The 24,581-nt window shown below is 72.6% G+C and carries 14 protein-coding genes; all 14 read right to left on the reverse strand.

Going from position 1 to position 24,581, the window contains the following annotated elements; translation table 11 throughout:
• Positions 1-2 precede the first annotated feature (2 nt).
• The gene (locus C6Y14_RS35840) at positions 3-1,580 is read right to left on the reverse strand and encodes a DUF6519 domain-containing protein (RefSeq protein ID WP_107021067.1); all 1,578 of its coding nucleotides are present in this window, start codon (positions 1,578-1,580) and stop codon (positions 3-5) included.
• Positions 1,581-1,653: 73 nt separating this feature from the next.
• Positions 1,654-3,822: a hypothetical protein gene (locus C6Y14_RS35845; RefSeq protein WP_107021068.1), complete on the reverse strand. Its 2,169-nt coding sequence runs from the start codon at positions 3,820-3,822 to the stop codon at positions 1,654-1,656.
• Positions 3,822-7,742 carry a putative baseplate assembly protein gene (locus C6Y14_RS35850; RefSeq protein WP_107021069.1) on the reverse strand — a complete coding sequence of 1,307 codons (3,921 nt, stop codon included), beginning with the start codon at positions 7,740-7,742 and terminating at the stop codon, positions 3,822-3,824. The genes C6Y14_RS35845 and C6Y14_RS35850 overlap by 1 nt, the downstream gene beginning before the upstream one ends.
• Positions 7,739-11,044, reverse strand: coding sequence for a putative baseplate assembly protein (locus C6Y14_RS35855; protein WP_107021070.1), 3,306 nt, complete (start codon positions 11,042-11,044; stop codon positions 7,739-7,741). The genes C6Y14_RS35850 and C6Y14_RS35855 overlap by 4 nt, the downstream gene beginning before the upstream one ends.
• Positions 11,041-11,427, reverse strand: a complete 387-nt coding sequence (locus C6Y14_RS35860; RefSeq protein WP_107021071.1) for a GPW/gp25 family protein — start codon at positions 11,425-11,427, stop codon at positions 11,041-11,043. Before C6Y14_RS35860 ends, C6Y14_RS35855 begins: the two co-directional genes overlap by 4 nt.
• Positions 11,424-11,774, reverse strand: a complete 351-nt coding sequence (locus tag C6Y14_RS35865; protein WP_107021072.1) for a hypothetical protein — start codon at positions 11,772-11,774, stop codon at positions 11,424-11,426. Before C6Y14_RS35865 ends, C6Y14_RS35860 begins: the two co-directional genes overlap by 4 nt.
• A gap of 20 nt (positions 11,775-11,794) precedes the next feature.
• Complete coding sequence (locus C6Y14_RS35870) at positions 11,795-12,331, reverse strand: phage baseplate assembly protein V (RefSeq protein WP_107021073.1); 537 nt, start codon at positions 12,329-12,331, stop codon at positions 11,795-11,797.
• A 49-nt stretch (positions 12,332-12,380) separates the two neighbouring features.
• The gene (locus C6Y14_RS35875; protein ID WP_107021074.1) at positions 12,381-13,520 is read right to left on the reverse strand and encodes a hypothetical protein; all 1,140 of its coding nucleotides are present in this window, start codon (positions 13,518-13,520) and stop codon (positions 12,381-12,383) included.
• On the reverse strand, positions 13,513-13,905 hold the full coding sequence (locus tag C6Y14_RS35880) for a hypothetical protein (RefSeq protein WP_107021075.1): 393 nt from the start codon (positions 13,903-13,905) through the stop codon (positions 13,513-13,515). Before C6Y14_RS35880 ends, C6Y14_RS35875 begins: the two co-directional genes overlap by 8 nt.
• A gap of 10 nt (positions 13,906-13,915) precedes the next feature.
• Positions 13,916-14,677 (reverse strand): hypothetical protein, encoded by a 762-nt coding sequence (locus tag C6Y14_RS35885; protein ID WP_225891451.1) that lies wholly within the window; start codon positions 14,675-14,677, stop codon positions 13,916-13,918.
• Positions 14,674-15,072, reverse strand: a complete 399-nt coding sequence (locus C6Y14_RS44335) for a hypothetical protein (RefSeq protein ID WP_213084360.1) — start codon at positions 15,070-15,072, stop codon at positions 14,674-14,676. Before C6Y14_RS44335 ends, C6Y14_RS35885 begins: the two co-directional genes overlap by 4 nt.
• Before the next feature lie 301 nt (positions 15,073-15,373).
• The gene (locus tag C6Y14_RS35895) at positions 15,374-22,222 is read right to left on the reverse strand and encodes an eCIS core domain-containing protein (protein WP_107021077.1); all 6,849 of its coding nucleotides are present in this window, start codon (positions 22,220-22,222) and stop codon (positions 15,374-15,376) included.
• Entirely contained in the window at positions 22,219-22,539 is a 321-nt protein-coding gene (locus tag C6Y14_RS35900) for a hypothetical protein (RefSeq protein WP_107021078.1), read from the reverse strand. The genes C6Y14_RS35895 and C6Y14_RS35900 overlap by 4 nt, the downstream gene beginning before the upstream one ends.
• On the reverse strand, positions 22,530-24,581 hold the full coding sequence (locus tag C6Y14_RS35905; protein ID WP_404828875.1) for an ATP-binding protein: 2,052 nt from the start codon (positions 24,579-24,581) through the stop codon (positions 22,530-22,532). Before C6Y14_RS35905 ends, C6Y14_RS35900 begins: the two co-directional genes overlap by 10 nt.

Below are 24,581 nucleotides of genomic sequence, written 5' to 3' on the forward strand. Positions count from 1 at the left end.
GACTACTTGTCTCCTTCCGGGGCCGCGGCATGCTCCGCTTCGGCTGTCTCCGCCCGCTGTTCCTCCTCGCGGGCCCGCGCCTCCGCCGCGAGCGTCGCCTCGTCCGCCGCCGGGACCTCGGTGGCGAGCGGGGCGAAGGCCAGGCGCAGGTCCACCGCGCCCGCCTCGCCCTTGACCAGGGCCAGCGGCGCGAAGTGCCGGGTGATTCCGGCCGGTTGCTGGAGCAAGGGCCTGCGGGAGCCGTCTACCGGCCATTCGACGCCGCCGGTCGCGGTGCGGGCGGGCACGGTCCAGTGGTCGCCGGTGCGGTAGGCGCCGCCCTTGGCGAAGTACACCTCGATGCCGTCCTCCAACGGCAGCCACTCCCCCTCGGTGACGGGAACCGCCCCGCCCCGCAGGGTCGTCGTGCGGCCCTTGCGGCGCGGCCCCTCGTGGTGGTCCCAGCGGCGCAGGAACGGGTTCATGTGCGGCAGCCGGCCGACGCCTGGTTCCGGCTCCGCCGACAGGCGTACGCGGCGGCCGGGGAGGTCCAGTTCCTCGACCCTCAGCAGGGGCAGGGGTTCCAGGCGGGAGGCGTACGCGGTGTCGGTGAACTCCACGCGGTCGCCCACGTCCAGGTCCAGCTTGTCGTCGTGGCCGAGGGACGCCAACCGCACCCAGGCGCCGTCCAGTCCGTCGACCGGGAAGACCACGGAACCGTTCTCGCGCGACCACTTGAACGAGGCGTCCTTCGCCGCGCCGCCCGCGTGGATCTCGACCCGGTAGAGCTGGTTCTCCGGGCCTCGGTAGCGGGCGTCCGGCTTGACCAGGCAGGGGTCCTCGTCGGCGTGTCCGGGGCGTTCGGCTCGGGCGGCCAGGCGGGACGAGGAGACGGCCCTCGCCCTGGCCCAGCGGGTGAAGGCCTCGCGGACCGTGTCCTTCGACGGTTCGGCGGCCTCGATGTCCAGGTCGGCGAGCGCCAGGGGCAGGACCTGCCAGACCACCTTGGCGCGGGCGGCGGTGTCCGGCATCGCCGCGCCGAGCGCCACCTCGCGCAGTGCCGGGTCCTCGGCCGCGGTGACCGCGCGCTCCCAGACCTGGAGGTAGGCGACGAAGGGCGCCTGGGCGGGCGAGGGCAGCCGGTCTCCGGGCTTCTCCGGGTCGCGGAAGCCGTCCGGCTGGTCCCAGTACGTCCAGTGCGGACTCGGGGTCGGCTGTGCCGTGTCCTGCCCTTCGGTGTCCTTGCCGTTCTTGCTGTCCTGGCCGCCCTTGTCGTCTTCGTCGTCCTCGTCCGGTACGGGGACTCCCGTGGCCGGGCGGTCCGCGTCGCACAGGATGCCGTCGACGTAGTAGCGGCCACCGTGGATGTGGAGGGTGTCGATGTCGTGCTTGCCGCCGACGTACTCGATCCGGAAGCCTGCCGCGTCGCGCGGTCCGCCGTGCGGGCCGATCAGGTCGGTGGCGAGCGCGCGGGCCTGATGGAGCTGGATCGCGGTCTGTTCGTTGGCGTCGGCGTCGAGCTGGACGCGGCCCTGCTGGACCAGCACCGCCGAGTAGTGCCGCTCCGGCCGGAAGGTGGAGCGGGAGAGGTCTGCGTGCATGAAGGGTGTCCCCCTGGTCGGGAAGGTGCGAGGTCGGAGAGTTGTGGGGCGGGCGGGCCGCCTCGGGCGCGGGCTACGTCACGAAGAAGATCCCGGCGTCCGTTCCCGCGGGCGTGTACTCCGCGAGCCGGGCCCGCAGGTTGTCCTCGCGCTGGGGCCGGTACAGGTCGTGGAAGGCGCCCAGTTCGGCCCCGTCCTCCGCGCCGCGCCGGATCTCCTCCGCGACCCGGTCGGCCAACAGGCCGTACCAGGGCGTCCCGTAGCGCGTGGACGTGAAGCGCGGCCGTACGCGGGAGGCCCGGTCGGGGCCCGCCTCACCTGCCAGGTCCGGAAGGCAGCGGTACCTGGGGGGTGTACGGGAGCCGGTGGGCACGTACGAGAAGCGCAGGCAGCCGATGCCCCGGCGGGCCACGTGGAGGCGGCCGGTGAAGAGCGAGTTCTCGGCGATGCGGACCGCGTGCGTGTGGATCTCGCCGATCACGGTGGTGCGGTGCAGGTGCAGGACGGCGTGGGCGTGCCGGCAGTCGGGGGCGGAGAGTGCCTCGCGGTCGTCGGCGGTGGCGTCCAGGACGCTGTCGCGCAGGTGGATGTCGAGGGGTTCCTCGGAGACCTCGTCGCCGATGACCTCGATGGTGCCGAGGATGCTGTGCTCGATCTGGAGGCACGCGGTGGTGCGTTCCAGGACGATGCTCGGTTCCTCCGGGGAGTGCGGGTCGCACTCCGGCTCCAGGGACCAGCCGGGCACGAGCGTGCAGTGGCGTACGACCACGGCGCCCATCGGGCCGGTGACGTTGATGCCGCGGCCGGTGACGAGGAGCCCGTCGAGCACGATCCGGGGCCGCTCGCCGGGCGCGCAGTCGTCGGAGACGGCACGGATGTTGAGGGCGTCGGGGCGGTTGCTGTACCAGTCGAGCAGCCGGATCACCGGGCGGGTGCCCTCGGCGGCCCGCAGTTCGAGCCGGTCGCCCGGGTCGAGGTCGAAGTCCAATTGCTCCTGGTAGGCGCCGCTGTGCGTGATCTCGATGATGCCCTCGGGGCCGCAGCGGCCCGCCCGGCGGTCGTGCTGCCAGGCCCGGTAGGCGTCCATGATCTGCCGGTGGGCCTGGCCGGGGCCGACCCGGAACACGGTGGCGTCCGGGCGCGGCTCGCGGTCGCGTACGTACTCGCCGCCGCCCAGGTCGGCGCCGGACGCGTGGTGGTAGTCGACCCAGACGCCCTTACGGGGCGCGGTCCGTGCGCCGAAGGCGATCCGGCCCAGCTCCGGGTCGACCGCGACCTGGCCGCGCTTCGGGCGGTAGCGCCAGTCCGACAGGTCCGCGACCACGAGGTCGGACGGCGGTACGGGCCGGTCCTCGCCGTCGCGCCGGATGACGAAGCTCTTGCCGGGCCCGTAGAGGTCGGCGAGCCGGTCGTGGAGTCGGCGGCGGCGGATGAAGGCGGGGACGTTGTCGATCTCCGCGATGTGGTGGGGCGAGGGCTCCGGGACGGGCTTGGTGACGAGTGGGGTGTCGTTGCCGAGGATGGAGAAGGTGTAGAGGTTGCGGGCGCGGTCGACGCAGTACGCGGGTGACGAGGTCAGCGAGTGCGCCTTGAGTCGCCAGACGTACAGTCCGACGCCCGCCGGGGTCCAACCCCCTTGCCGGTGGCGGGAGTCGGCCCTGCGGACATCGGCCGAACGGGCCACCTCACCGAAGGGGCCGCCCGCCAGGTCGAGCGCGGAGCCGTTCCGGAGGTCGGCGAGCCGTCCGCGTGTGCCGCGCCCCGCCGCATCGGTTCCCCCGGCTTCTCCGGTTCCGTACAGCTTCACGGGCTGCTGGTGGGAGAGGTGGCGGGAGAGTTCGACGGCGCGTGCGGGCCAGCCCGCCACGTTCGCGGAGAGTTCTTCGAGGAGGTGGAGGGTGCCCTTGCGGCGGCGGTTCGCGACCGTGGCGGCGACGTCGGCGCGGGGCGCGACGGCCTCGGTGAGCGCGGCCGAACTCCCGCCGCGCAGCCCGGTGGTGAGGACCCGCTCATATCCCGGCAGCGTGCGGTAGCCGACGAGGTCGCCGAGGTACGGCAGCACCCAGGGGGCCGCCGTCTCGACGAACAGGTCCTCGTAACCCTGCTCGACCCCTTCGCGTACGAGGTCGAGCTGTTCGGCCATGACGGCGAGCAGCGCGCGCAGGGGTTCGCCCTCCTGGGCGTCGCGCAGCCGGTGCCACTGGGGAAGCAGCTCGGCGAGTCCGTCCGGTTCCCTGGACATCAGTTGACCTCCGTCAGAATCAGGGTGTCCGCGGCCCTCGGTGACAGCAGGGCGAGCTGCGCGGGGCGGATGCCGCGGAAGACGTACACCGAGCGGCCCTTCGCCAGGTGGCGGGTGTCGGTGATGTCGGGGTTGAGGCGCAGGAGTCCGGCGAGCGGGACGCCGTACCGGGCGCAGATCTCCGACAGCGTCTCGCCGTCCTTCCTGCGGACGGTGTGGGTCTTCTCGTCGTATGTGGCTCCGCGCGCCGGGACCGACGACTTCGGCAGGCCGGGGTCGGCGAGGAGCCGCGTGAGTTCACCGGCGGTCGTGGAGGCCGCGACCCCCGTGAAGACGTCGACGTCCACGTAGTCGACGCCGGGGACCCGGTGGGCCGTGGCCAGGATGTCGGAGAGGCGGGCCGGCTGCCCCAACTCGCGCCCCTCGAAGCCGAGTTCGCGCAGAAGTGCCTGGCGCAGACGGGGTTCGACGAGCTGCCAGGAGTGGTCCGGTGACACCTTCACCTTCGCGGACACGAGGAGCGCGACGAGTTCGCGGGCGTCCACGCGGACCGGGAGGTTCGGGTCGCCGTACTCGGTGAGGGCGGCGCGCAGGGACCTCAGGAGCGGTGAGTCGCTGCCGTCGCCCGATCCGGCTCCGGCTCCGGCTCCGGCTCCGGCTCCGGGTCCTGCGATCGGCACGTCGTCCGTGCCGGCGACCGTCACGTGCAGCACGCGCCGCCGTCCGTCGAAGAGTTCACGTGCGGCGGCCCGGCCGACGCCGGCCCGGGAGCGGGCGAAGTCCTCGTAGTCGGCCTCCGACACCAGACGGTCGAGGGCCGAGACGGCGAGCGGGATCGTGCGGCGCGTCAGGGCGGGCCCGTCCGCGTCCGCCCCGCCGGTGGCCGGGCGTGGGTTGGTGACCGCGGAGACGCCCAGCGGCCGGGTGAGGGCCTGGGTGACGCGGCCCGCGGCGACGTTGGCGGCCCGGCCCGTGCCGAAGCGGTAACGGGCGTGGATGTTCTCGTGACCGCCGGGCAGCCGGGCGCCGTGCACGCCGTCGCCGAAGGTCACGGTGGTCCGGCCGTCGGCGGTGCTGCCGGTGATGTACACGCGGTCGCGCGGGCCGCGCCCCGCGAGGCTGTCGACCTCGTGCCAGAGCACGCCGTCGGCTCTGATCTCCAGGACGGGCGTGGCGCCGAGCGGGTTGTCGTCGGCGAGCCAGGTGAGGGGCGACTGCCAGAGCGCGAACGTCTGGTTGGCGCGGTCCGGGTCGCCGCTGCCGATCGCCTCGTCGCGGGACTCGCCGTGCGTCGCCTCGACCACGTTGCCGAGGACGCGCACAGTGTCCCGCCGGTAGCGGTACGCGAGGTCCGTGGTGAACGTCAGCTCGGTGTGGACGTGGTCGCCGGGCAGCCGCGGGTCGATCGCCGGTTCGGCGGCGGCGACGGTGACGACCTCGGTGGCCCGTACGGCGGTGGCGCCCGGCAGGTCGCTGCGCTCCCCGTCGACGATCAGGGTGCGACCGGGCCGCAACCCGTCGTACAGCTCGGCGAGTTCGATCTCGTTGCCGTGCACGTCCTCGCCGAGCGGTTCGTCGGCGAGGCGCAGCGGTTCGCCCTGCGCGTGCACGGTGGTGTCGCGGATGTGCGAGAGCAGGACGTCGAACTCGTCCAGCCACGGGTCGGCCAGCACGAGTTCGGTGCCCCGGCCGGTGATCCCGTAGTTGGTGTACGCGGCCGTCCGCGCCGACACGACCTTCGTGGTGACGTACGCGAGGGCCGGGTCGCCCGGGATGCCGCCCTCGGCCCCCTTGGTGGGGCGCTGGACCGCCACCCAGCTGCCGACCGTGATGCCGTCGCGCACCGAGTCCAGCTGGAGCAGACGACGGTTGGCGGGCGCGGGTTTCGAGGCGACGACCACCTCGACGTTCGGGGCGGCACTGCCCACGGTGTACGTGAGGCTCACCTCGTACTCGCCGTGCGTGAACTGCTCCGGGACGCCGGGCCTGAGGGTGACCTCTTCGGTGGTGCCGTTGTGGATGCCCACGCGGACCACGCCGTCGGCGTCGGGGCGCGACACGAACAGGGTGCGTTCGGGCAGGCCCGCGCGCAGGACCGCGGTGACGCCGGGCTCCTGGGAGTCGGTGGGCCGCCCGGTGGGCCGGTTCGGCTCCCGGTCCTGGCCCGCGGTGGTGGACAGGCCCACCTCGCCCGTGCCGAGGCGGAAGGTGACCGGCACGGCGAGGGGGAGGTTCTCCGCGCGCTGGTCGGAGCTGCTGCCCTCGACGTACTGGAACTCCGCCCGCACCGGGGCCTTGCCCGCCGTGTCGAACACGACGCGCATGCTGACCAGCGAGGCGCCGGTGAGGGGCCAGTCCGCGGTGCGGATGACCCGGCCCCGGTCGTCCTGGACGGGCTTGAGCGGGGCCATGGCACCGAAGGGCGCGGTGGTGAGGCGCAGGGCGAGCAGTTCGCGCAGGAGCGGTGGGGTGCCGGGGGCGGCGGCCGTGCGCCAGGCCGGGTAGAGGCCGGTCAGCCCCGGGTCGAGGACCGAGAGCAGGCGGGCGGTGTCCGCGCCGGGACGACGGGGGCGGGTCGCTCGCGCGGTGGGCGCCGGTGCCTTGCCTCGGAGCGCGGGCAGGACGGCGCCGAGGGCTTGGAGGGCGGCCTCGTGACGGCCCGCCGCCGACGCGGACGTCCGCGCGCTCAGGTTCACCGGCGCACTCCGGGCCGCCGACGCGCTCCGCGTCACTGCCGCCGTGGCGCCCTCCGGCTCGCCCTCCCCCGGAGGTACCGGCTGGGCGGGCGCCAACTCCATTGCCCGCTCGGCCAGTTCGGCGAGAACCGCTTCCAGCTGCTCGAACCAGGCCGCCACGTCCTCGTACGGGGTCGCGAGGACCTGGGCCTCGCCGAGGCGCGCGACGGGCTCGGCGAGGCGGGCCGCGAGGCTCTCCGGTGTGCCGATGCCGTCCAGGTCCGCGCGCAGCGGGGTGAGAACCTGGTCGTCGAGGTCGTCGATCAGCCGACTGACCGGGCGCGGGTTGGGCACCTCGGGTGTGGGCGGTTCGTCGCCGGGCTCACCGGGGGCCGCGGGCTCGGTGGTCCAGCGCCGTACCTCGTCGACGAGTTCCCGGAAGGTGGGCGGGGCCGAGACGGGCAGCCCGATCGCGGTGATCTCGTCGTCCCGGTCGACACGAACGCTCGCCACGGGCAGCAACAGCCTTTGCGCTCCCGCCTGTTCGCCGAAGACGAAGAGCAACGGGTCGCCGACGGCGAGGGAGTTTGCCGTGCCCTCGACGAACAGCGTGGAGCGGCGTTCCAGGTCCTCGGGGGTGACGAGGGAGGGTCGGCGGCGCCTGACCTTCAGCTCGTTCCAGTCCCAGCGGGCCGTCAGGTCGCGGCTCGTCTCGAAGGTCTGCGACTGTTCGTCGGCGGACGCGGGCACGCTGTGGCTGCGCGCGCCCCGCGGGATGACGACGGGCAGGGTCTCGGCGCGCGGGTCCCGTTCGAGGGTGTACGCGAGATGGGTGGCGGCGGCGACGCCCGGACGCGGCCGGTGGCCGACGAGGCGGCCGAGCAGCACCAGGGAACGGTGTTCGCCGGCGGTGCGCAGATAGGCCTCGTCGGCGATCCGCTCGGAGTGGAAGGTGAGCAGGTCGCCCAGGACGGCGGTGGCGTCGAGCAGGCCGATCGCCGGGTCGTCCGGGGTACGGACCGTCAGCCCCCGCAGCGCCGGATACGCGGGTGAGGCGAGCCGGTCGAGCAGGGCGGCCAGGAAGGAGCCGTGGTCGCCGACGCGGTAGGCGAGGGCGGTACGCCCGGGAGGGTTGTGGAGCGGGGCGGGGGCGAGGCGTTCGTCGTGGCCTGCGCAGGCGCCCCCGGCGCCGGACCCGGGTCCACCGCCGCACGCACCGCCGCAGGTGCAGTCGTCGTCGCTCATCGGGCACCTCCGAGGGATATCGTCAGCCGGCCGTTCTCCGGCCGGTCGGGGTCGTTGTCGCAGGTGGCGATCTCCAGCGGGCCGAGCCGCAGCACGCCGTCCTCCCTCTCTCCCCGGTCCTCGTGGAACTGCCTTCGCAGCCGGGTGACCTGGACGCTCTCCACGCCCGGCACCGCCGCCGCGACGGCGACCAGGCGGCTGAGCCGGACCGGTTCGCCGAAGGTGAGCGCGTCCGGGTGGAAGAAGCCGAGCCGCCCGCCGGGCAGACGGCCCCGGCCGAGTACGCGGTACAGCTCGGCCAGGATCTGCCCGTGCTGGTGGCCCGGGACGGCGCAGACCCGCAGCGCGATGTCGAGCGGCACGGGCCGGGCGGCGCCGACGACGAGGTCGTGGCCGATACGGCGGTACGCCTCCAGGGCCTGGGTCACCTCGGCGAGCAGCCTCGGTGAGGGGTCCCCGGTGCCGTACGCGTCCACGGCGATGTGGGCCTCCTGGCCGCTGCCGGTCCAGCGCAGCGTGGCGGCGGCCCGCTGGACGCCGGGGAGCGCGGCGGCGAGGGCCGCGTAGTCGTCCGCGGTGACGGCGCGCAGCCTGGTGCGGCGCAGGTCGAGCGGGGCCGACTGGCGTACCTGCTCGACGGGTTCGGGTTCCGTGCCGCCGGCGGCGGGCAGCGGGTTGCGTACGCCGGCCACGGGCGGGCGCTCGCAGTCGGCGGTGAGCACGAGGTGGTTGATGGCCTCGGCGCCCACGTTGCCGGCGGTGCCGCCGCCGAGCCGGTAGCGGAGTTCGAGGCGGGTGCCGGGGGTGGGCCGCGCGGCGTGCCGGCCGTCGCCGAAGCGGAGGGCGAGGCGTCCGTCGTCCTGCAACTCGCCGACGAAGTGGCGGTCGCGGGGGGTGCTGTCGAGGAGGTCGCGGCGGGGTTCCCAGATCACTTCGCCGTGGTGGCCGTCGTGGCCGTGGTCGCCGTCGTGGCCGGGATGGCCGGGATGGCCGTGATGGAAGTGATGGGCCTCGTGGAGTCGGACGGCGGGCAGGGCATGGCGTGGGTCGTGCCGGAGTGCCGCCGCGGCGGGGCCGCGCAGGGCCTGTTCACCCGGGTGCAGGCCCTCTGCATACGCGGGGCCCCAACTGTGCGCGATCTCCCAGGCGATGTGTTCGTCGAGGACCGTGCCCGCGCGGGCCCGCGCCGTGAGCACCTCGACGCGCCGGAGCTTGGCGTGGAGCAACCGGTCGCTGCGGAACAGGAGTTCACGCAGGGCGCGGACCGGGTGGCGGCGCAGTTCGAGGCGCTCCAGGACCTTCAGGCCGTAGAGCACGGTGAGTTCGGCGATCTCCTGTTCGCCGAGCCCGTCGCGGTCGCGCGCGCTGCGCCACAGCTCGGTGAGCCGCTGCTCGACACGTGCCGGGATGGCGGCGATCCGTTCGGCCTGGCCGCCGGCGACGGCCCCGGGGTCCGGGAACGGCACGGCCTGGGTCACGGGTGAGCGGCCGAGCACGGGCCGGAAGCGGGGTGCGATGCCCGGGTACACGGACTGGGCGAGCAGCGTCCGCAGCGCCGCGGCCTGGGCGTACGCCGTGCCAGGCACGACCCGCCCCTCGCTGCCCGTCCCCTTGCGGCCGGGGCGCCGCCCGGTGAGTTCCAGGCCGAGTCCGGCGCGTACGGTCGCGTCCTCGCCCACCACGGCGAACAGCTCGTGGAGGTCGGCGGCGGTCAGCGGCTCGCCGCGCTCCCCCTTGTCGGTGAGGGAGTTGACGAGCCGGGCGGGGGCGTTGCCCTCGTCGCGGTCGGCGCAGCCGAAGGCCGGTGTGCCGCAGGAGCCGACGACGGCGGGCCCCGGCGGTACGGTCACCGTCTCCGGGAGGCCTTCGCCGCGCGGGTTCAGCGAGCGGCCGTGGTCGACGAGGACGACGTTGCCGCGGGCGATCGTCACGTCCTCGACGGTCCCCCAGCCTCCGGCCGGGGGTACCCACGTCTCGCTTCGCTCGCAGCCTCGTCCGGCGTGTGTGGTGAGGCACAGCGGGAAGCGCAGCGCGTCCTCGGCGGACCAGGTGACCTCCAGGACCGGCTGGTCCTCGATCCGGTCGACGGCCGGGGTGACGGAGGTCAGCCGGACCACCTGCCGGTGGGTGGGGTCGGCGTCGCCGGGGGTGCCGGTGCGCGGCCCCTTCACCTCCTCCAGGACCAGCAAGTCCCCTGCCCGCAGCGCGAGTCGGCGTTCCTCGCAGGTCTCCGTGTCGCGCCACTCGTCGCGCAGGGTCGCGGCCGTGGCGCCCCTGGGGAGGGAGCGCACCTCACCGCCCCAGGTCCACAGCCGGATCGTGTTGTGGGCGGACCGCAGCTCCAGCGGGTCGGCGGCCACGACCGGTTCGAAGACCTCCACGGACCCGCGCTCGTCGAGGTCGGCGAGGTCCCCGTCACCGATGACCGTGCCGGGTGCCGGACGGTCGTGCGGGTCGAGGGAGCGTACGTCGACGGAGGCGAAGCGGTACGTGCCCGGCGGCAGCGTGTGGTCGCCGGCGCTCTGCACGGTGACGTGGGCGCGGGCGTTGCAGCCGTCGTGCATCGCGTAGTCGATGAGCCGCACGTGCCGGCGGACCGAGACGCGGCGGCGCGCGGTGTCGAGGTAGGCCTCCGTGGCGACCGCGTCCTGGTGATGGCTGATCTGGTCGCCGGTGTAAGCGAGCATCTCGACCAGCGTCGTACCGAGGTCGGCGGGGTTGCGCTCGATCCAGTCGGGCGTGGTGAGGGTGAGCCGGTCGAGGAGCAGCTTGCGGATGGTGTCGTAGTCGCGGGCGGTGTAGTCGACGACGGGCGCTTCGGGGAACGCCTGGATCGCCGCAGAAGGCTCGTACCCGTGCCCGTGCTCGTGATTGCAGTCGAAGGGGGTCGGGCGGTCGGGCCGGAAGGTGAAGGTGGCGCTGTGGTAGCGCTGGTCGAAGCCGCGGTACGGCTCGGTGCCGGGGCGCCCGTACGGGTCGGTCTCCACCAGGGAGAGCCGGTAGCGGGAGGAGTCGCCGGCCCGGTCGAGGGTGACGTACAGCCGGTCGTCGAGTTCGGGGTCCTCCTCGCGCTCGACGCCGATGTCGACGACGGTGATACCGGTGAGGCCGTCGACGCGCCGGCCGCCCTCGATGCGTACGTTCTCGGCGCACAGGCCGTGCGGGGCCTTGCCGAGGAAGGTGACGGTGAGGGTGAGCCCGTCGTCGCTCACCTCGACCGCGTCGACCCCGTTGAGCTGGGCGGCCCTCGCCTTCGCCCGCCGGGAGGTGGTCGTGCCGCGGGTCGTGCCGGAGGCCGTCATGCCGCGGCCCTCCCTTCGAAGACGTCGTCGCGGCGCGTCCCGGTGGAGCGCACGGCGTAGGAGAGGTGGACCCGGATCGTGTCGTCCTCGCCCACCACGTCCAGGGCCTCGATCTCGACGAGGTCGCCGAGCCAGCGCTGCAGGGAGGCCTGCACGGACAGTTCGAGGGTGCTGGTGAGTTCGGGGCTGCTGGGCGCGAACACCAGGTCGAGCAGTCCGCAGCCGAAGTCGGGGCGCATCACCCGTTCGCCGGGGCTGGTGAACAGCACCTGTTCGATCAGGTCGCGGACGTGCTCGTCGTGGCGCGCGTGCGCGGTACGGCCCCGGCGGTCGGCCCTGAAGGGGAACGCGATGTCGCTGCGGGAGCGGGTGCGTGGACTCATCGGACGGTCACCTTTCGCCGGTCGGCCTGGACGACGGGCGGCCCCTGCGGGACGAACGCGGCCGTGAAGCACTCGGCAGCGGAGATGTCGAGCAGGACGGGCGAGCCGCCGGCCGTGACCCCGGTGCTCCCGGCCGTCCAGCCGACGGAGACACACGGCTCGGGCACGCCGTCGACGGTGTGCGGGCAGCCGGTGACGACGTACGCGTGGGCGGCCGTGGCGACGGGTTGCCCGTCCATCAGCACGGTGGAGCCGGATGTGGTGGTGGTGGCGCGCCCGCCGTGCGGGCAGCTGATCAGGGCGCCTGCGCCGAGCAGGCCCCCGGACGCCCCTGTCGCTCTGGACACGTGATGGTTCCCCCGTCTTCCTATCGCTTCGAGAGCACGGTCAGCTGGCCCTCGTTGATCGTCACTTCCTTGCCGCGCAGAACGACCTCGGCGCCCGCGCCGGTCGCGATGACCACGGCGTCCTGGGTGATACGGATGTACGCGCCGCCCTGGGCCTGGAGCAGAATCCCCTGCTCGGCACCGGCGGTGTCGCTCATCACGAGCTTGTGCGCGAGAGGTGTCTGCACGACCACGGGCTTGTTCGGCGAGTTGGCCTGCAGCTCGCGGCGCGCGTCGGGCGGCAGTTCCTCGGCGGTCCCGTACCAGCACCCCGTCCAGATGGGGAAGCTGGGATCGCCCTGCTCGAACTCCACCCAGACGCCGGCGTCGGGCGGCGGCACCGTGAACTGTCCCGACTCAGGCCCGGTGAAGGGCAGGCAGGGCAGCGCCCAGGTCGACGGCTCGTCGCCCAGGACGTCAGGGACCTCGGCCCTGACGCGCCCGATCCGCAACGGGTCGTCGTTGTCCACCACCCGGCCGCGGAACTTGCCGAGGTAGCGATTGCCGGTTGCCGCCATGCTGAACTGCTCCTGCTCTGTCGGGTGTCGCGGGTCGCCTCGCGGTGGGTCAGGGCCTGACGTAGGCGCTGCGCGCCTCAAGCCCCTCCCGCGAGACGGTGAAGTTCTGCTGGTACGAGCCCGGTCGCAGGGTGTGCGTGACGGACTTGACGTAGTAGTCGCCGTCGTACGCCCGTCCCGCGCCGCGCACGCCGACCAGCTGACGGGGCTGGAGGATGTAGCCGTGCCGGTTGACGTCGAGCGACCCTGAGCCCGAGATGACGTCGGCGGACACGGCGGCCCTGGCGAGCAGTTCGGCCTCGGCCTGTTCGCGCTGCTGCTTGGCGGTGCCGGAGAGCGTTCTGCGTTTGAGGGCGGGGGTGGGGCGTTTGCCGAGCGGCGGGCGCAGGGGGCTGATGGGCGGCTGCGGCAGCAGGGTGGACACCCTGGTCCCCGGGTCCTGCCAGCGGGCCTGCGGCTCCTCGCGCGCGGTCCCGTCGTACGCGAACGTCAGCTGGTCGACGGTGGAGTTGTTGTCCATGTTGACGTTGAGGGCGTGCTGGCGGACGCCGAGGCGGATCTCGGGGCCCCAGCGGGCGGACGACTGCCCGGGGGTGGGGCCGGGTTCCAGGTAGAAGGTGTAGCCGTTGGCGCGGGCCAGCTCGGTGACGTACTGGAGGTCGGTGCCGGTCTGGTAGTGGACGCGCAGGTCCTGGTGCGGGGGCTGGCTCACCTTCTCCTTGTAGACGTCGGGCCGGATGCCGTAGTCGGAGTAGCGGCGCAGGATCGCGAGGACGCGGTCGGAGGGCGGGAGGTTGGGGTAGCGGTCGGTCCGTTCCTCCAGGTCCATCAGCAGCGACAGGTCCTCGCCGGTGACGGTGAGCGTGGAGTGGCCCGGCTGGTTGCTGGCGCCGACCTCCTGGCGCACGATCAGGCCGTCGAGGAGCACGTCGGAGGTGCCCTTGACGGTGACCGTGACGATGATCCGGGTCTTCGGGTCGAAGAAGCCCTCCGGGAGCAGGGCGCGGTTGATGATCCCGTTCTTGGTGAGGTCGAAGGCGAGCTGGAAGCCGCCGCGTTCGCCCGCGGTGGCGGTGATCTGCGCGGACAGCAGTGCTTCGGTGACCTCGGCGGGGACGGGGCGGGTGAGTTTCGGTCCCATGCGGAGGGTGATGTGTACGGGGCCCTGGCCCACGGGGACGTCAAACACGCCGCGCTCCCCCGCCGCCGGGGCCGCCGGGGAGCGGTATCCCGATGACCTTGCCTGCCTCGTCGGTCAGCTCCCGCGGGTCGAGCACCGGGTTGGCGTCGGCGATCCGCCACCACTGGGCGGGGTCGCCGAAGTAGCGCTGCCCGAGGAGGTCGGGGCGGTCGCCGCTGCCGACGGTGTGGTGCCGGCCCTCGTCGCCGGGCGGGTCGAGCTGATCGGCCTGGTCGAGCGGGGGCAGCAACCGGCGCTTGGTGTAACGGACTTCGGTGCCGTCGGGTCGGCGGTGGATGCCGATCTCGGCGTCGTGGTAGCGGCTGGAGCGGGGGTAGGGGTGGGCGCCGGGGATGGCGTCCAGGGCGTTCTCGTAGGGCTCGATGTCTGCCATGGCCGCTGCCTCAGCCCCTTCCGGTCAGGGTGACGCCGGTGCCGGTGCCGGTGCCGGTACCTGTGCCTGCGCCGGTGCTTGCACCCGTGGCGGCGCTCGTGAAGCCGAGTCCGCCGAGGCTGCCGAGTCCGCCCAGGTTGCCGCGGCGGGCTGCCGCGGCGAGGCGTTCCTTCTGGGCGAGGTGGGCCATGTAGAGGTCGGCGCCCTTGTGTCCGGCGGGCAGGTCGCTGACGGTGAGGACCTTCAGTCCGATGCTGAGCGAGGCGCGGATCGGGTTGAGGTTCACGTCGAACGCCGACTCGTTGATGGACAGTTCGGTGATCCGCACGGGCATGATGCGTTTGCTGCCCCAGGTGAAAAGGGTCAACGGCATTTCGATCGGGCTGATTTCGATGGCCCCCTTCTGCGAGAGGCGGGTCGCGTCGCGTATCTGCTGGGTCGTGGGCTGCACGAGCATTTCGAGCGTGGCGAGCTGGGGGTGGATGCCGTCGGGGGCGGCGACCTCGAACTGATCGGTCGCGTCGATCTCTGCGGTGAACTTCCAGGTCTCCTGGGCGGGCCCTTTGAGCCGCAGCGCCTCGTTCCGGTCCCCGGACCCGCTCCCCCCGCCGCCCGAGTCCCCACTGCCTCCGGCCGACTGGGGACTGAGGCTGCGCTCCAGGGTGTCGGGGTTGAACTGGAGCACGATGACGCGCTGGGGGGTGCCGCGGTCGGGGTCGAGGACGACTATTCCGGACCGGATGGGTTTGGGGATGTCGGCGTAGCGGGTCACAGGCGCTCCTGGAGTCGGGCCCGCAGGTCCGTGTAGTCGTGGTCGGGGAAGAGCGCGGGGAACGTCTCCAGCATTTCCTGGAGCCCCTTCACGAGAGGTACGAAGCCCATACCGCAGAGTTCCGGCCGGCAGTACAGGTACTGCCAGCCGATCACTCCCTTGGTGATGAGCAGCGTGTCCAGATATCCCGGGTAGTCCAGTTCCATCCGCATGACGCCGTCGCGCAGGTCGTAGAAGTAGATCTCCGGGTCCGTCGCGCCGGGTACCGCACGCAGGGCGGCCATACGGCCCGTTCCTGTGCGGGGTGTGTCGTCGAAGACCCGCAACTCGCCGTAGAGCGCACGCTGTGAGGCGTCGTCGCCGTCCCAGACGTCATCCATGTGGTTCTGTGTCACCGCGCGCATCACATGACACAACCTGAATTCGCCTACGATCTCGGAGTTCTCGTCCCGAGGGCGCCAGGAAGCCCAGATCTCCTTGTACCGAAAGTAGCGTTTCTGAAATTCTTCACCCAACGGCAGACCGTGGTTCTCGGCAAGCGTATCGAATATCGGACCCGGGTCCTGCATCAGCTTGGAGAGGCGACCGAACTCCGCTTTTCCCACATGGAGCCCTTCGGCTCCTTTCAGCTCCTGGAACACCGCGGCACAACGCTGCTCGTAGGGGAAGATGAATTCTGCATCCTGCTGAGTCATTCTAGAACTCCCAGGTCCAATTGATTTCTTCATGTTTGCTTCTGAGGCCGGCCAGCAGGGTATCGAGACCTGTGAGTCGCAGTGTTGGATGACTCAGCTTGTAGTTGCGCATCATCAATTCGACATCACCTACGTCGGAGAGGCTCTCCTCGCTCTTGTGCAGCTCGTTGCGCGCATCGACGAAGTGCCGTGCGAGCGCCTCATGAGAACCTCCGATGAGGCGCTTGTTGATGGACGGGCTGCCGGCACCGTTGATGGACAGTCCGATCCTGCCGTTCGGGTCCAGAGGGAGTGGAGAACGGTCGACCGTCATCCTCGGCGCCTCGTCCTCCTCCCAGTCCTTCGGGTCCTTCCCGGTTCCGCCGACCTTCTTGTAACCGCCGTACTCCGCGTAGATGTAGCTCGCGACATGGGAAGGGCCCCCGTGGAACGTGGCCCTCGTCCGGTACCAGATGATCGGCTCGGGCTCCGGAACGGCGTGATACGCCGGACCCTCCAGCTGGCGGTAGAAATCCTTGTTCGTCTCTCTGCGCGCCGGGACCAGGTTGTTCCCCTTCGCCTTGCCCCCGAGGCTTTCCGGAAGCAGGTGCATACGCACCCAGGCTCCCTTGGCACTGAACCCTCGATCCGAGATGTCATCCCACCCGGGAGGCTGGCCGTCCGCAGCTTTCCGGGCGTCCTGCCCGCCGCCGCCGAACAGCGTTTTGCTGGGATTGCCGATGAACTTGGACTTGTGCTCCTCGCTGCCGCGCGTGTCCTCATCGCCGACCGGGGAGACGTCGGCGAAGTCCTGCAGCTCCTCATGGGGAATGTCGAAGTAGACGCGATGGCGTGCCTCGTCGGCAAACCGCATCATCGCCCTCTTGAGGTCCCTTTCCTTGTCTCTTTTCTCCTTCGCCCGCTTTTCCTTGTCTGTTTCCTTCAGCGGACGGGCCTGCTCCGCCAGGACCTTCGTGAACTTGACGTGCGCCTGCTTGAGGAAGCCTTCCTGTTCCGACTTGTGCGGCTTGGCTTCCGGTCTGCCGAGGTCCTGCTTCCAACTGTCGAGGTACGCCGGGATCTCGGCCGGTGTGCTGTGGACGTACAGCGGTGCCCTGGCGCCCCGGCCATGGAAGGCGAGGGTGTGCTGCTCCCCGTCGTCGGCGTCGGCGTACCGCACCGTGGGCATGGTGATGTCGGAGGTGTCGCGCCTGCTTCGCTCCGACCGCTCCCTGTGACTCCTGCGGGATCGGGCGTCCCTCGTGCGGTCCCGGTTGCGGCGCCAGCGGTCCCGCAGTCGGCGCAGCCGGTCGTTCAGGCGGCTGCCGAGCTTGCGGCGGGCCTTGCCGTGGAGCCTGCGGGCGGCCCGACGCGCCCTGCCGGCCGCCGACTTGACGGTCTGGCGCGCACGACGGGCCCGACGGGGACGGTCCCCGGGACGACGCTTCCCGTCCCTGTCCGGGTCGGGACGCCGGTCGTCCTTTCGGTCGGGCTCCGTGCGGCGGTCGTCGGGGCGCCGCTCGCCGGGACGCGTGCTTGCGGGGTCGCGGCCGTCCGCACTGTCCGTGCCGGGGCGGCGGCGGTCGGGGCGGAGTGTGTCCCGGGCGGGGCCACGGCGTCCGGGGCCCGCGGTACGAGCGTCCCGCTCCTCGTCGCGTGTCCTCTTCTCCGCGTCCTTGGCTTTGCGCCTCGCCGCGTTGACGTCGCGTCCCTCCTCGCGGCGTTCGTCGTCGTCGCGACGCTTCTTCGGCCTGGTGGTGTGCGAGGGGCGCGGCTTCTTCTCCGGGGAGGACCGCTTCCCGGGGCGGGGGCCGGGCCGGGGCCGTGACGTCCTGTCCGGGGACGGCTTGCGCGGCGTCGGCCGGTCGGCGTCCTTGTCCGTTCCGGACGGCGCCTCGTCCTTCGGCTTCTCGTCCTTCGGCCTGCTGGGCGCGGCCGGCTGGTCGGGGGCGTCCGGCCCGCCCGGCTTGTCCTTCTTCCTCCGGAGGTTCTTCAGCATGTCGCCGAGCTTGTCGGCCACCTTGCCCATGAACCGGCCGACGCCCTCGATGAGGAAGGTGTAGACGAGCTCAAGCAGCGCGACGACACCGGCGGCGACCGCTTTCGCGAACGGCAGCGCGCCGTTTCCGCTCTTGACCGACTTCAGGAAGTCCATGAAGAGTCCGAACGCGGCGAGGATCTCGCTGAGCGCGCCCCAGGCGGTCTGCAGGGCGTCGATGACGGCCATGACCCAGCCGGCGCCGGGGATGAGTTTGGCGACGACCTTTTCGAGGACCAGCACACCGATGATGACGGGCAGTTGCGGCAGGGCCTCGTCCCAGGCCATCCGGCCCATCTGCTCCGCGGTGACCCCGCCGTCGAGCAGTTCCTGGAAGTCCTCCATCGGGATCCCGATGATTTCCTGGACCTTCTGGTTGAACCAGGCCTTGACCGCCGTCTTGATCTCGTCGAAGAGGTGGTCCCTGGCGCCCGTCTCGGCGGCGGCCCCGGCCTTGCTGATCCAGTCGCCGGGGTCGGACACGATGTCGTTGAAGATGGCCGCCCATTCACCGAGCCCCTGGACGACGGCCGCACCGAACTCCAGGGCGCCGACCGTGACGGTCTCGGCGATGTCGACGGCCGCGAGCAGACCGCCCTCCAGGAGGTCGAGCCCCGCCAGCAGCGCCCCGCACAGGCCGTCGAGCAGTTTGCCGGCGACCTCCTTGAGTGCGTCGGCGAACTCGTTGACCTTCTGCACGGCCCAGTCACGCGCACCGTCGATGGTGTTGCGCCACTTGTCACGCATCGCCGGGTAGTCGGCGAGGAGCTCGTCGCCGAGGGCGATCAGGGCGTCCGCGAAGGTGTTGATCTGTTCGACGACCCAGTTGCGGGCGTCGTCGATGAGCTTGAAGACCTGCTGCTTGAACGTGTCGATGAGATCGGTGACGACCTGACGGGCTTTCTCGAAGACGCTCTTGATGGCGTTCTTGAGGGTCTCGAAGAAGTCCTTCAGCTTCTCGATGGCCTCTTCGAGCCAGTTGTCGGCGTCGTCCTTGCCCTCGTTCTGCTTCCTCTCCGCCTCCTGCTCGGCGGTGGTCTGCTCCGTCTCGATCTTCTTGTTGTCGTCCTCGGTGCGCTTGTCGACGTCCTTGTCGGTGTCCTCCTCCTTCTTCTTGATGTCCTTGCGGACCGTGTCGTACTTCTTGCCCTTCTTGTCGTCGATCTCCGAGACCTTGTCGTCCTGCTCCTTGCGCCACCGGTCGCGGGAGTCGGCGATGTCGGAGCGACCCTTGTCACGGGCGTCGGCCTGCTTCTTGCCGCTGGCGTCCACCTCGCGTCCGAGGTCGTCGTCGTGCTGCTTGCGGTCGTCCGTCGCCTTCTTGTCCTTGTTCCGGCGTTCCTGGCCCATCTTCTGCCGGCCCTCGGAGAAGCCGGCCCGGATCTGCGGTCCCCGGTCGTGCTCGGCCACCGCGGACGCGGACTCGATGGGCACGCCCCCGGACACCGACCGTGGCCCGCTCGACTTCGCCCCGCCCTTCCCACCGGCCGCCTTGGCGGTCAGGGTCTCCTTGGGGACGTCCGGGTAGAGCTGGTCCTCGCCCATCGGCAGGGCGGCGTCCGCCCGGCCCGACCGGTGCAGCTCGGTCTTCCGCTCGTCGAGCTTGCCGCTCTGCTCGTCGGTGCGCCCCGGGTCGGAATCGTCCTCAAGCGGCAGTCGGGGGGCGTCGCCCACCCGGGCGTTCCGCATGCCCTCGTCATGGGTCGGGAGTCCCAGGATGGAGTCGATCAGGTCGTCGAGCGGGAGGATCTCCTTCAGCAGTTTGCCGAACAGCTGGGCGCCGATGGTGAGCGCGATGTCCCACCAGCTCGGCTCCGGCACGTCCGCGCCCGGCACCTCGCCCTGCGGCTTCTGCTCGCCGGTGATCTCGGCCGTCCTGCCCGCGGCGGCCTCCGTGCGGGCGACCTTGGCACCGGTGTAGGTGCCGGGGGCCGCGGGTGTCGGGCCGCCCGGGACCGTGCGCGGCGAGCCGGACGGCCGTCGCATGGTCGGCGGCGCCTTCCGCAGAGCCGAGCGTTCCTTGTCGACGGAGCGGCCCACGGCGCCGTCGACGCCCTTCAGGGTCTCCAGCGCCTGGTGCGGTTCGAGGGACCCGGCCGTCGCCAGGCCCGACTCGGGTGTGGCGTTGGAGACATCCGGAGCCGGCGCCTCCTTCTTGGGCTTCGATCCGCCGGCCGTGGCGGTACGACCGCCGCCGCCCCGGCCACCGGCCCGTACGGGCGCGGGCGCGGAAGCCGAACGGCCACCGCCCCCGCCGCTTCTGCGAGCGCTCTTCGCGGCCTGACGTGCCGCCTGCTTCCTGCTGCCCGTCGGCCGGGCACGCGAGCCCGCCGATCCGCCTGCCGAGCGTGCGGGTCCCGGTGCCTCGGTGACCTTGGGGGTGTTGTTCCCCGCCTGCGGTCCGGCGGACATGGGCGAGGGGCCGTTGCCCGGGGCGAGTTGCGGAGCGTCGACGGGCCCCGGGGTGGAGACCTTGTCGGGGCCTGTCACGGGGCCGGGAGACGTGGCGTCGCCCTTGCCCTCCGTCACGTCCTGCCCGCCGGGGCCGGGCGTGGCCGGTGCGGGTTCCGTACCGCCCTCGCCCTCACTCGTGCCACCGCCGTCCCGGTCCGCGACGCTCCCGGCCTGGTCGGTACCGCCGCCGGCCTGCCGGTCGGGCTCCTTTCCGGTGTCCGGGCCGGCCTCCGTGCCGTTCCGGTCCGCGGCGCCCGCCGCGCCTTGTCGGCCTGCCGCCGCACCGCCGGACCCGCCGTCCGACGCGCCCTGGGTTCCCGAGGGCGAGCCGGCGGACCGGGTACGGGCCTCTTCGTCCGCCTTGGCCAACCGGTCGGGCCCGGCCGCCTCACCGGAGGAAGGCACGACATCCCGTCCGGCACCGTCGGCGGCGCGTGCCTCCTCGTCGCGCCGGGCGGCCTCGGCGTCCTCCTGGCGTTCTGCCGCCCGCTCGTTGTCCGCGTCCTTACCCGTGACCGATATGGACGTCGCCGCCGCTCCGCCACCCGTCGACGCGGCGGACGTGCTGCCCGCGTCCGCCGTGGAGTCGTCGTCCGTGGTCAGGCCGTCCATCAGTTCCTGGACGGCCCGGTCCTCGGTGTCGTCCTCCTCGGTGTGCACCGCGGTGTCCCCGCCGCCTTCGGCCCCCGTCACGTCCTGGACCGCGTCCGCGGCCGGCGGTCCGTCGGAGAGCGAAAGGGCCGGCGCGCGGGGCGCTCCCCGCTTGCGTCGCTCGAACAGCCGCGGGTCGGTCACCGTGTCCCCGCCCGACGCGGTGTCGGCGGCGGGCGTGCCACGGCCCGCGTCGTCGTCGGCGTCCGGTTCGACATCGCCCTCGGCGGACTCCGCCTCCAGTCCCAACGGCTCGTCGTCGGCGTCCTGCTGATTGTCGGGATCGCCCATGGTGCGGGCCGCACGGATGTCGTCGCCGGTGCGCGACCTCTCACCGGGCTCAGCCCCGCTCCGGTCCACCGCCGCAGGAGCGGTCACCTGCCGGCCGGCGGCCTCGGCGACCGGGTCCTGCGACTGCCCCGGATCCTGTTCGCCCGCCTGCCGCTCAGGTTCCTGCGCGGCCTCGTCCTGCGCGCCCTGCTCCTCGTCCCGGGAGTCGCGTCGGTCCTGCTCCTTCTGCTCCTCCTGGGTGTTCCGCGCGTCCTTGTGTTCGTCCGAGGCGTCTCTCCGCGCGTCCTGTCCGGAGGACTGCCGGTCGTCCTGCCGCTCCTGGGACCGTTCCTGCTGCCGCCCGGCCGACTCCTCACCGTCCCTGGACCCGGTCCGCCCGCCGGACGCGCCGTCCTGCTGATCCTCGGAGTCGGGGGCACGCCCGTCCTGTCCGTCGCCCGGCGCGGACGGCCCGTCGTCCTCCTGCCGGTCCTCCCCCTCCCTGGGTGCCGCCGCGCTCTCTTCCTCCGCCCGCCGCTCCTCGGTGGAGGCCCGCTCACGTTCTTCCGCGATCTCCTCCGCCGCACCGGGCACAGCCGTCGGAGCCGTGGCGGCCCTCGGTGGCAGCGGCCAGGTCCGTTCCGCCTCCTCCACGGCCTCCAGCAGCCGGTCCAGGACCGGTGTGGGCAGTCTCTGTTCCAGGCGGTCGAGCACGGTCTCCTGCACCGTCGGTGCCATACGCGCCAATTGCAGCCGCACCCGGCCCGACCTGTCCTCCGGGTCGCCGCGCAGGGACCTCAGGACACCGTTCGCCAGGCGGTCGATCAGGGTCGCGGGGTCCAGCGCCTCCGTGCGACGCCGGTCGGCGTCCACCGTGGCGTACCGCAGCCACCCCGGCGTCGCCTGCCCCGGTGCCACCGCCGAGGCGGCCCCCTCCACGGCCTCCGCGGACTGCGCCGACTGTGCGGACTGTTCGGACTCTTCGGCGGTCGGGCGTACGAGGTTCTGGGCGGCCGATTCCGCCTCCCGCTCGATCGCCTGCTGCGGGAGGCTCACCGCGCCGAGGTCGCGGCCGGCCCGCAGGGCGCCGAGGCCGTGCGGGTTCTGCACGGTGTGCAGCAGCTCGTGGGCGAGCAGCCGCCTGCCGTCGGCCGTTCCGGGACGGTAGGCGCCCTCGCGGAAGAAGACGTCCTGGCCGACGGCGACGGCGTCCGCGCCGAGCAGTTCGGTCAGCTGTCCGGCGTCCCGCCCGGTGTGCAGCCGTACGCGGCCGAGGTCGTGCCCGAGCTGTTCCTCAAGCTCCCGCCGTACGCCGGCGTCGAGCGGCTGCCCGGCACCGCTGACGATGTCCTTCGGCTCGGGTGCGCGGGCCTTGGCCGCACGCTCCTTGCGCCTGCGGCGCCGCTGTTCGGCGGCCTGCTCCGAACCGGCGTCCTGGGTGGGTGAGCTGCCGCTCATGGGGCCTGCACCTCCCCCTGGCCGGAGAGTCCCGCGTGCACGGCCCGTGCCAGCTCCTGGCCGAGCCGTCGCGCGGACAGCCCGGCGGGCAGCGGCGGCAGTCCGGACAGCGCGTCCAGGGTCACCGCGCCCCGCCCGGTGGCCAGCGGCACGCCGTGTTCCCGTACCAGCCGGGTCAGTTCGTGTGAGAACGCGGTGGACACCCGGTCGGGGTCCACCGTGAAGCCGTCGAGGACGAGTTCGCCGATGTTCACCCGGATCGCGTCCGGCCGCCCGCCCGCGCCCTCGTTTACGCCGTTCACGCCGTTCAGACCCATCCGCGGACCTCCCCCGGTGTGAGCGAGCGCTCCAGCTTGAGGTACTCGGTGCGGGCCGCCGCGAGCATGTGCCGCATCTGCAGGCGGTCGCCCTCCTCGGCGGCGAGGAAGGCACCGGACAGGGCGATGTTGCGGATCGAGCCGCCCGCGACGGTCAGCTGGGCCAGCAGCTCCGGTTCGATGCCCTTCACCGGGGTCTGCGGCGGCAGCACGCGGCGCCAGATCTCGGCGCGCTCGTGCTCGGCCGGGAACGGGAAGTCGACGACGAACCGGATCCGCCGCAGGAACGCCGTGTCGAGGGCCTTCTTCATGTTGGTGGTGAGGATCGCGAGGCCGCGGTAGGCCTCCATGCGCATGAGCAGATAGCTGACTTCGAGGTTGGCGTACCGGTCGTGGCTGTCCTTGACCTCGCTGCGCTTGCCGAAGAGGGCGTCGGCCTCGTCGAACAGGAGGAGCGCGCCCCCGCGTTCGGCGGCGTCGAAGACACGGCGCAGGTTCTTCTCGGTCTCGCCGATGTACTTGCTGACCACCTGGGACAGGTCGATGACGAAGAGGTCCAGGCCCAGTTCCTTGGCCATCACCTCGGCCGCGAGGGTCTTGCCGGTGCCCGAGCCGCCCGCGAAGAGCGCGGTGACGCCGAGGCCCCGGCGCAGGGTCGCGGCGAAGCCCCACTCCTGGTGGACCGTCGCGCGCTGCCGCACATGCGCGACGATCTCCCGCAGCACGCTCGTCTGCCGCTCGTGCAGCACCAGGTCGCCCCAGCCCGCGTCCGGCTCGATACGGCGGCCCAGCTCGTCCATGCCGATCCGGGCCTCGTTCAGCCCGGCCCGCCAGGCGAGCAGCGCGGGCTCCGGCGGCGTGGGGTCCGGCGCGTCCTCGGCCGGCAGCTCACGGCGTACGGCGGCCGCGGCGGTCCGTACGACATGGGGCGGCAGCTGGAACTGCGCCACCAGCGACCGCAGTTCGCTCTCCCCGATGTCGACGACGCCGTCGAACGCGCCTGCCCACAGGGCCAGTTGTTCCTCGTCGTCCAGGCTCGGCACCGTCACCCGTTCGCCGCGCGCCCGGTCGGACCGGCGCGGGTCGGGGCTCGACACCACGACGGGGACGGCCGCCCCGGCGAGGAACGCGTCGGTCGCCGCGTGCTGGTCGCGGTCGAGTTCACCCGCCTCCACGAGCAGGGCGGCGGGCAGCAGGATCGCCTCGCGCTGCCACAGCCGGGCCAGCAGATCGCGGTCGGCGGGGGCGGTCGGGATGTCCTCGGCGTTCATCGCGTACAGGGCGAGCCCGGAGCGGGCCGCCGCGGCGGCGGCGAGGTCGGCCCGGCTGCGCAGGTCGCCGCCGACCACCTCGACGAGCAGCGGCGCGGCAGGCCGGGCAGGCGTGGTCCAGCCCTCGGCGATCCGGTCCGCGGCCGTCTCGTACGACGGCGGAAGCTCCTCCGGGACCGGCGCGCGGCGCAACTGGCCGTGCAGGCGCGCGTCCAGATAGGGCGAGCCGAGAAGAAAGTGCAGGACGCGTTCGTCGAGCCGCAGCCGGGACAGGGTGAGGGCCTGGGACTGCCGTGACTCGTCGGCCGGCTCGACGATCCGCCAGCGCCGCAGGGGCGCGACCGGCGTCAGCGCGCTCCAGTGCGGCTCGGCGAGCGCGGCCAGGGCGAGCGAGAACGTCGGGTACGCGCGCTCCGGGTCCCCACTCGCCGCGGCGCAGCGGGCGGCGGTGCTCGCGTCCAACTCGCAGGCGGCGGTGAGGAGTACGAGATCCCGCTCGAACGGGGTGAGCCCGAAGCAGCCGACCAGCGCGTCGAGGGGACCGGTCCCCGGACCCGCCGCACCGGTGGAACCGTCGGAGTCCGGGCCTGCGGAGGTGCCCTCAGAGGTGCCCGCCGACTCGCTCGTACGGGACGCGCGGGACGCGTGCGCGTCGACGCGGGCGAGTACGCGCCGGATCTCCGAGGTCAGCGTCGCGCCGCCGCCCCCTGTGTCCTCCCCGCCCGGTTCGTGTCCGCCCATGCCCTTGCTGCCTGCCCCCGTCGTCCGCAT

This window comes from Streptomyces dioscori (assembly GCF_003024195.1).
In the GTDB taxonomy this organism is placed as follows: Bacteria; Actinomycetota; Actinomycetes; order Streptomycetales; family Streptomycetaceae; genus Streptomyces; species Streptomyces dioscori.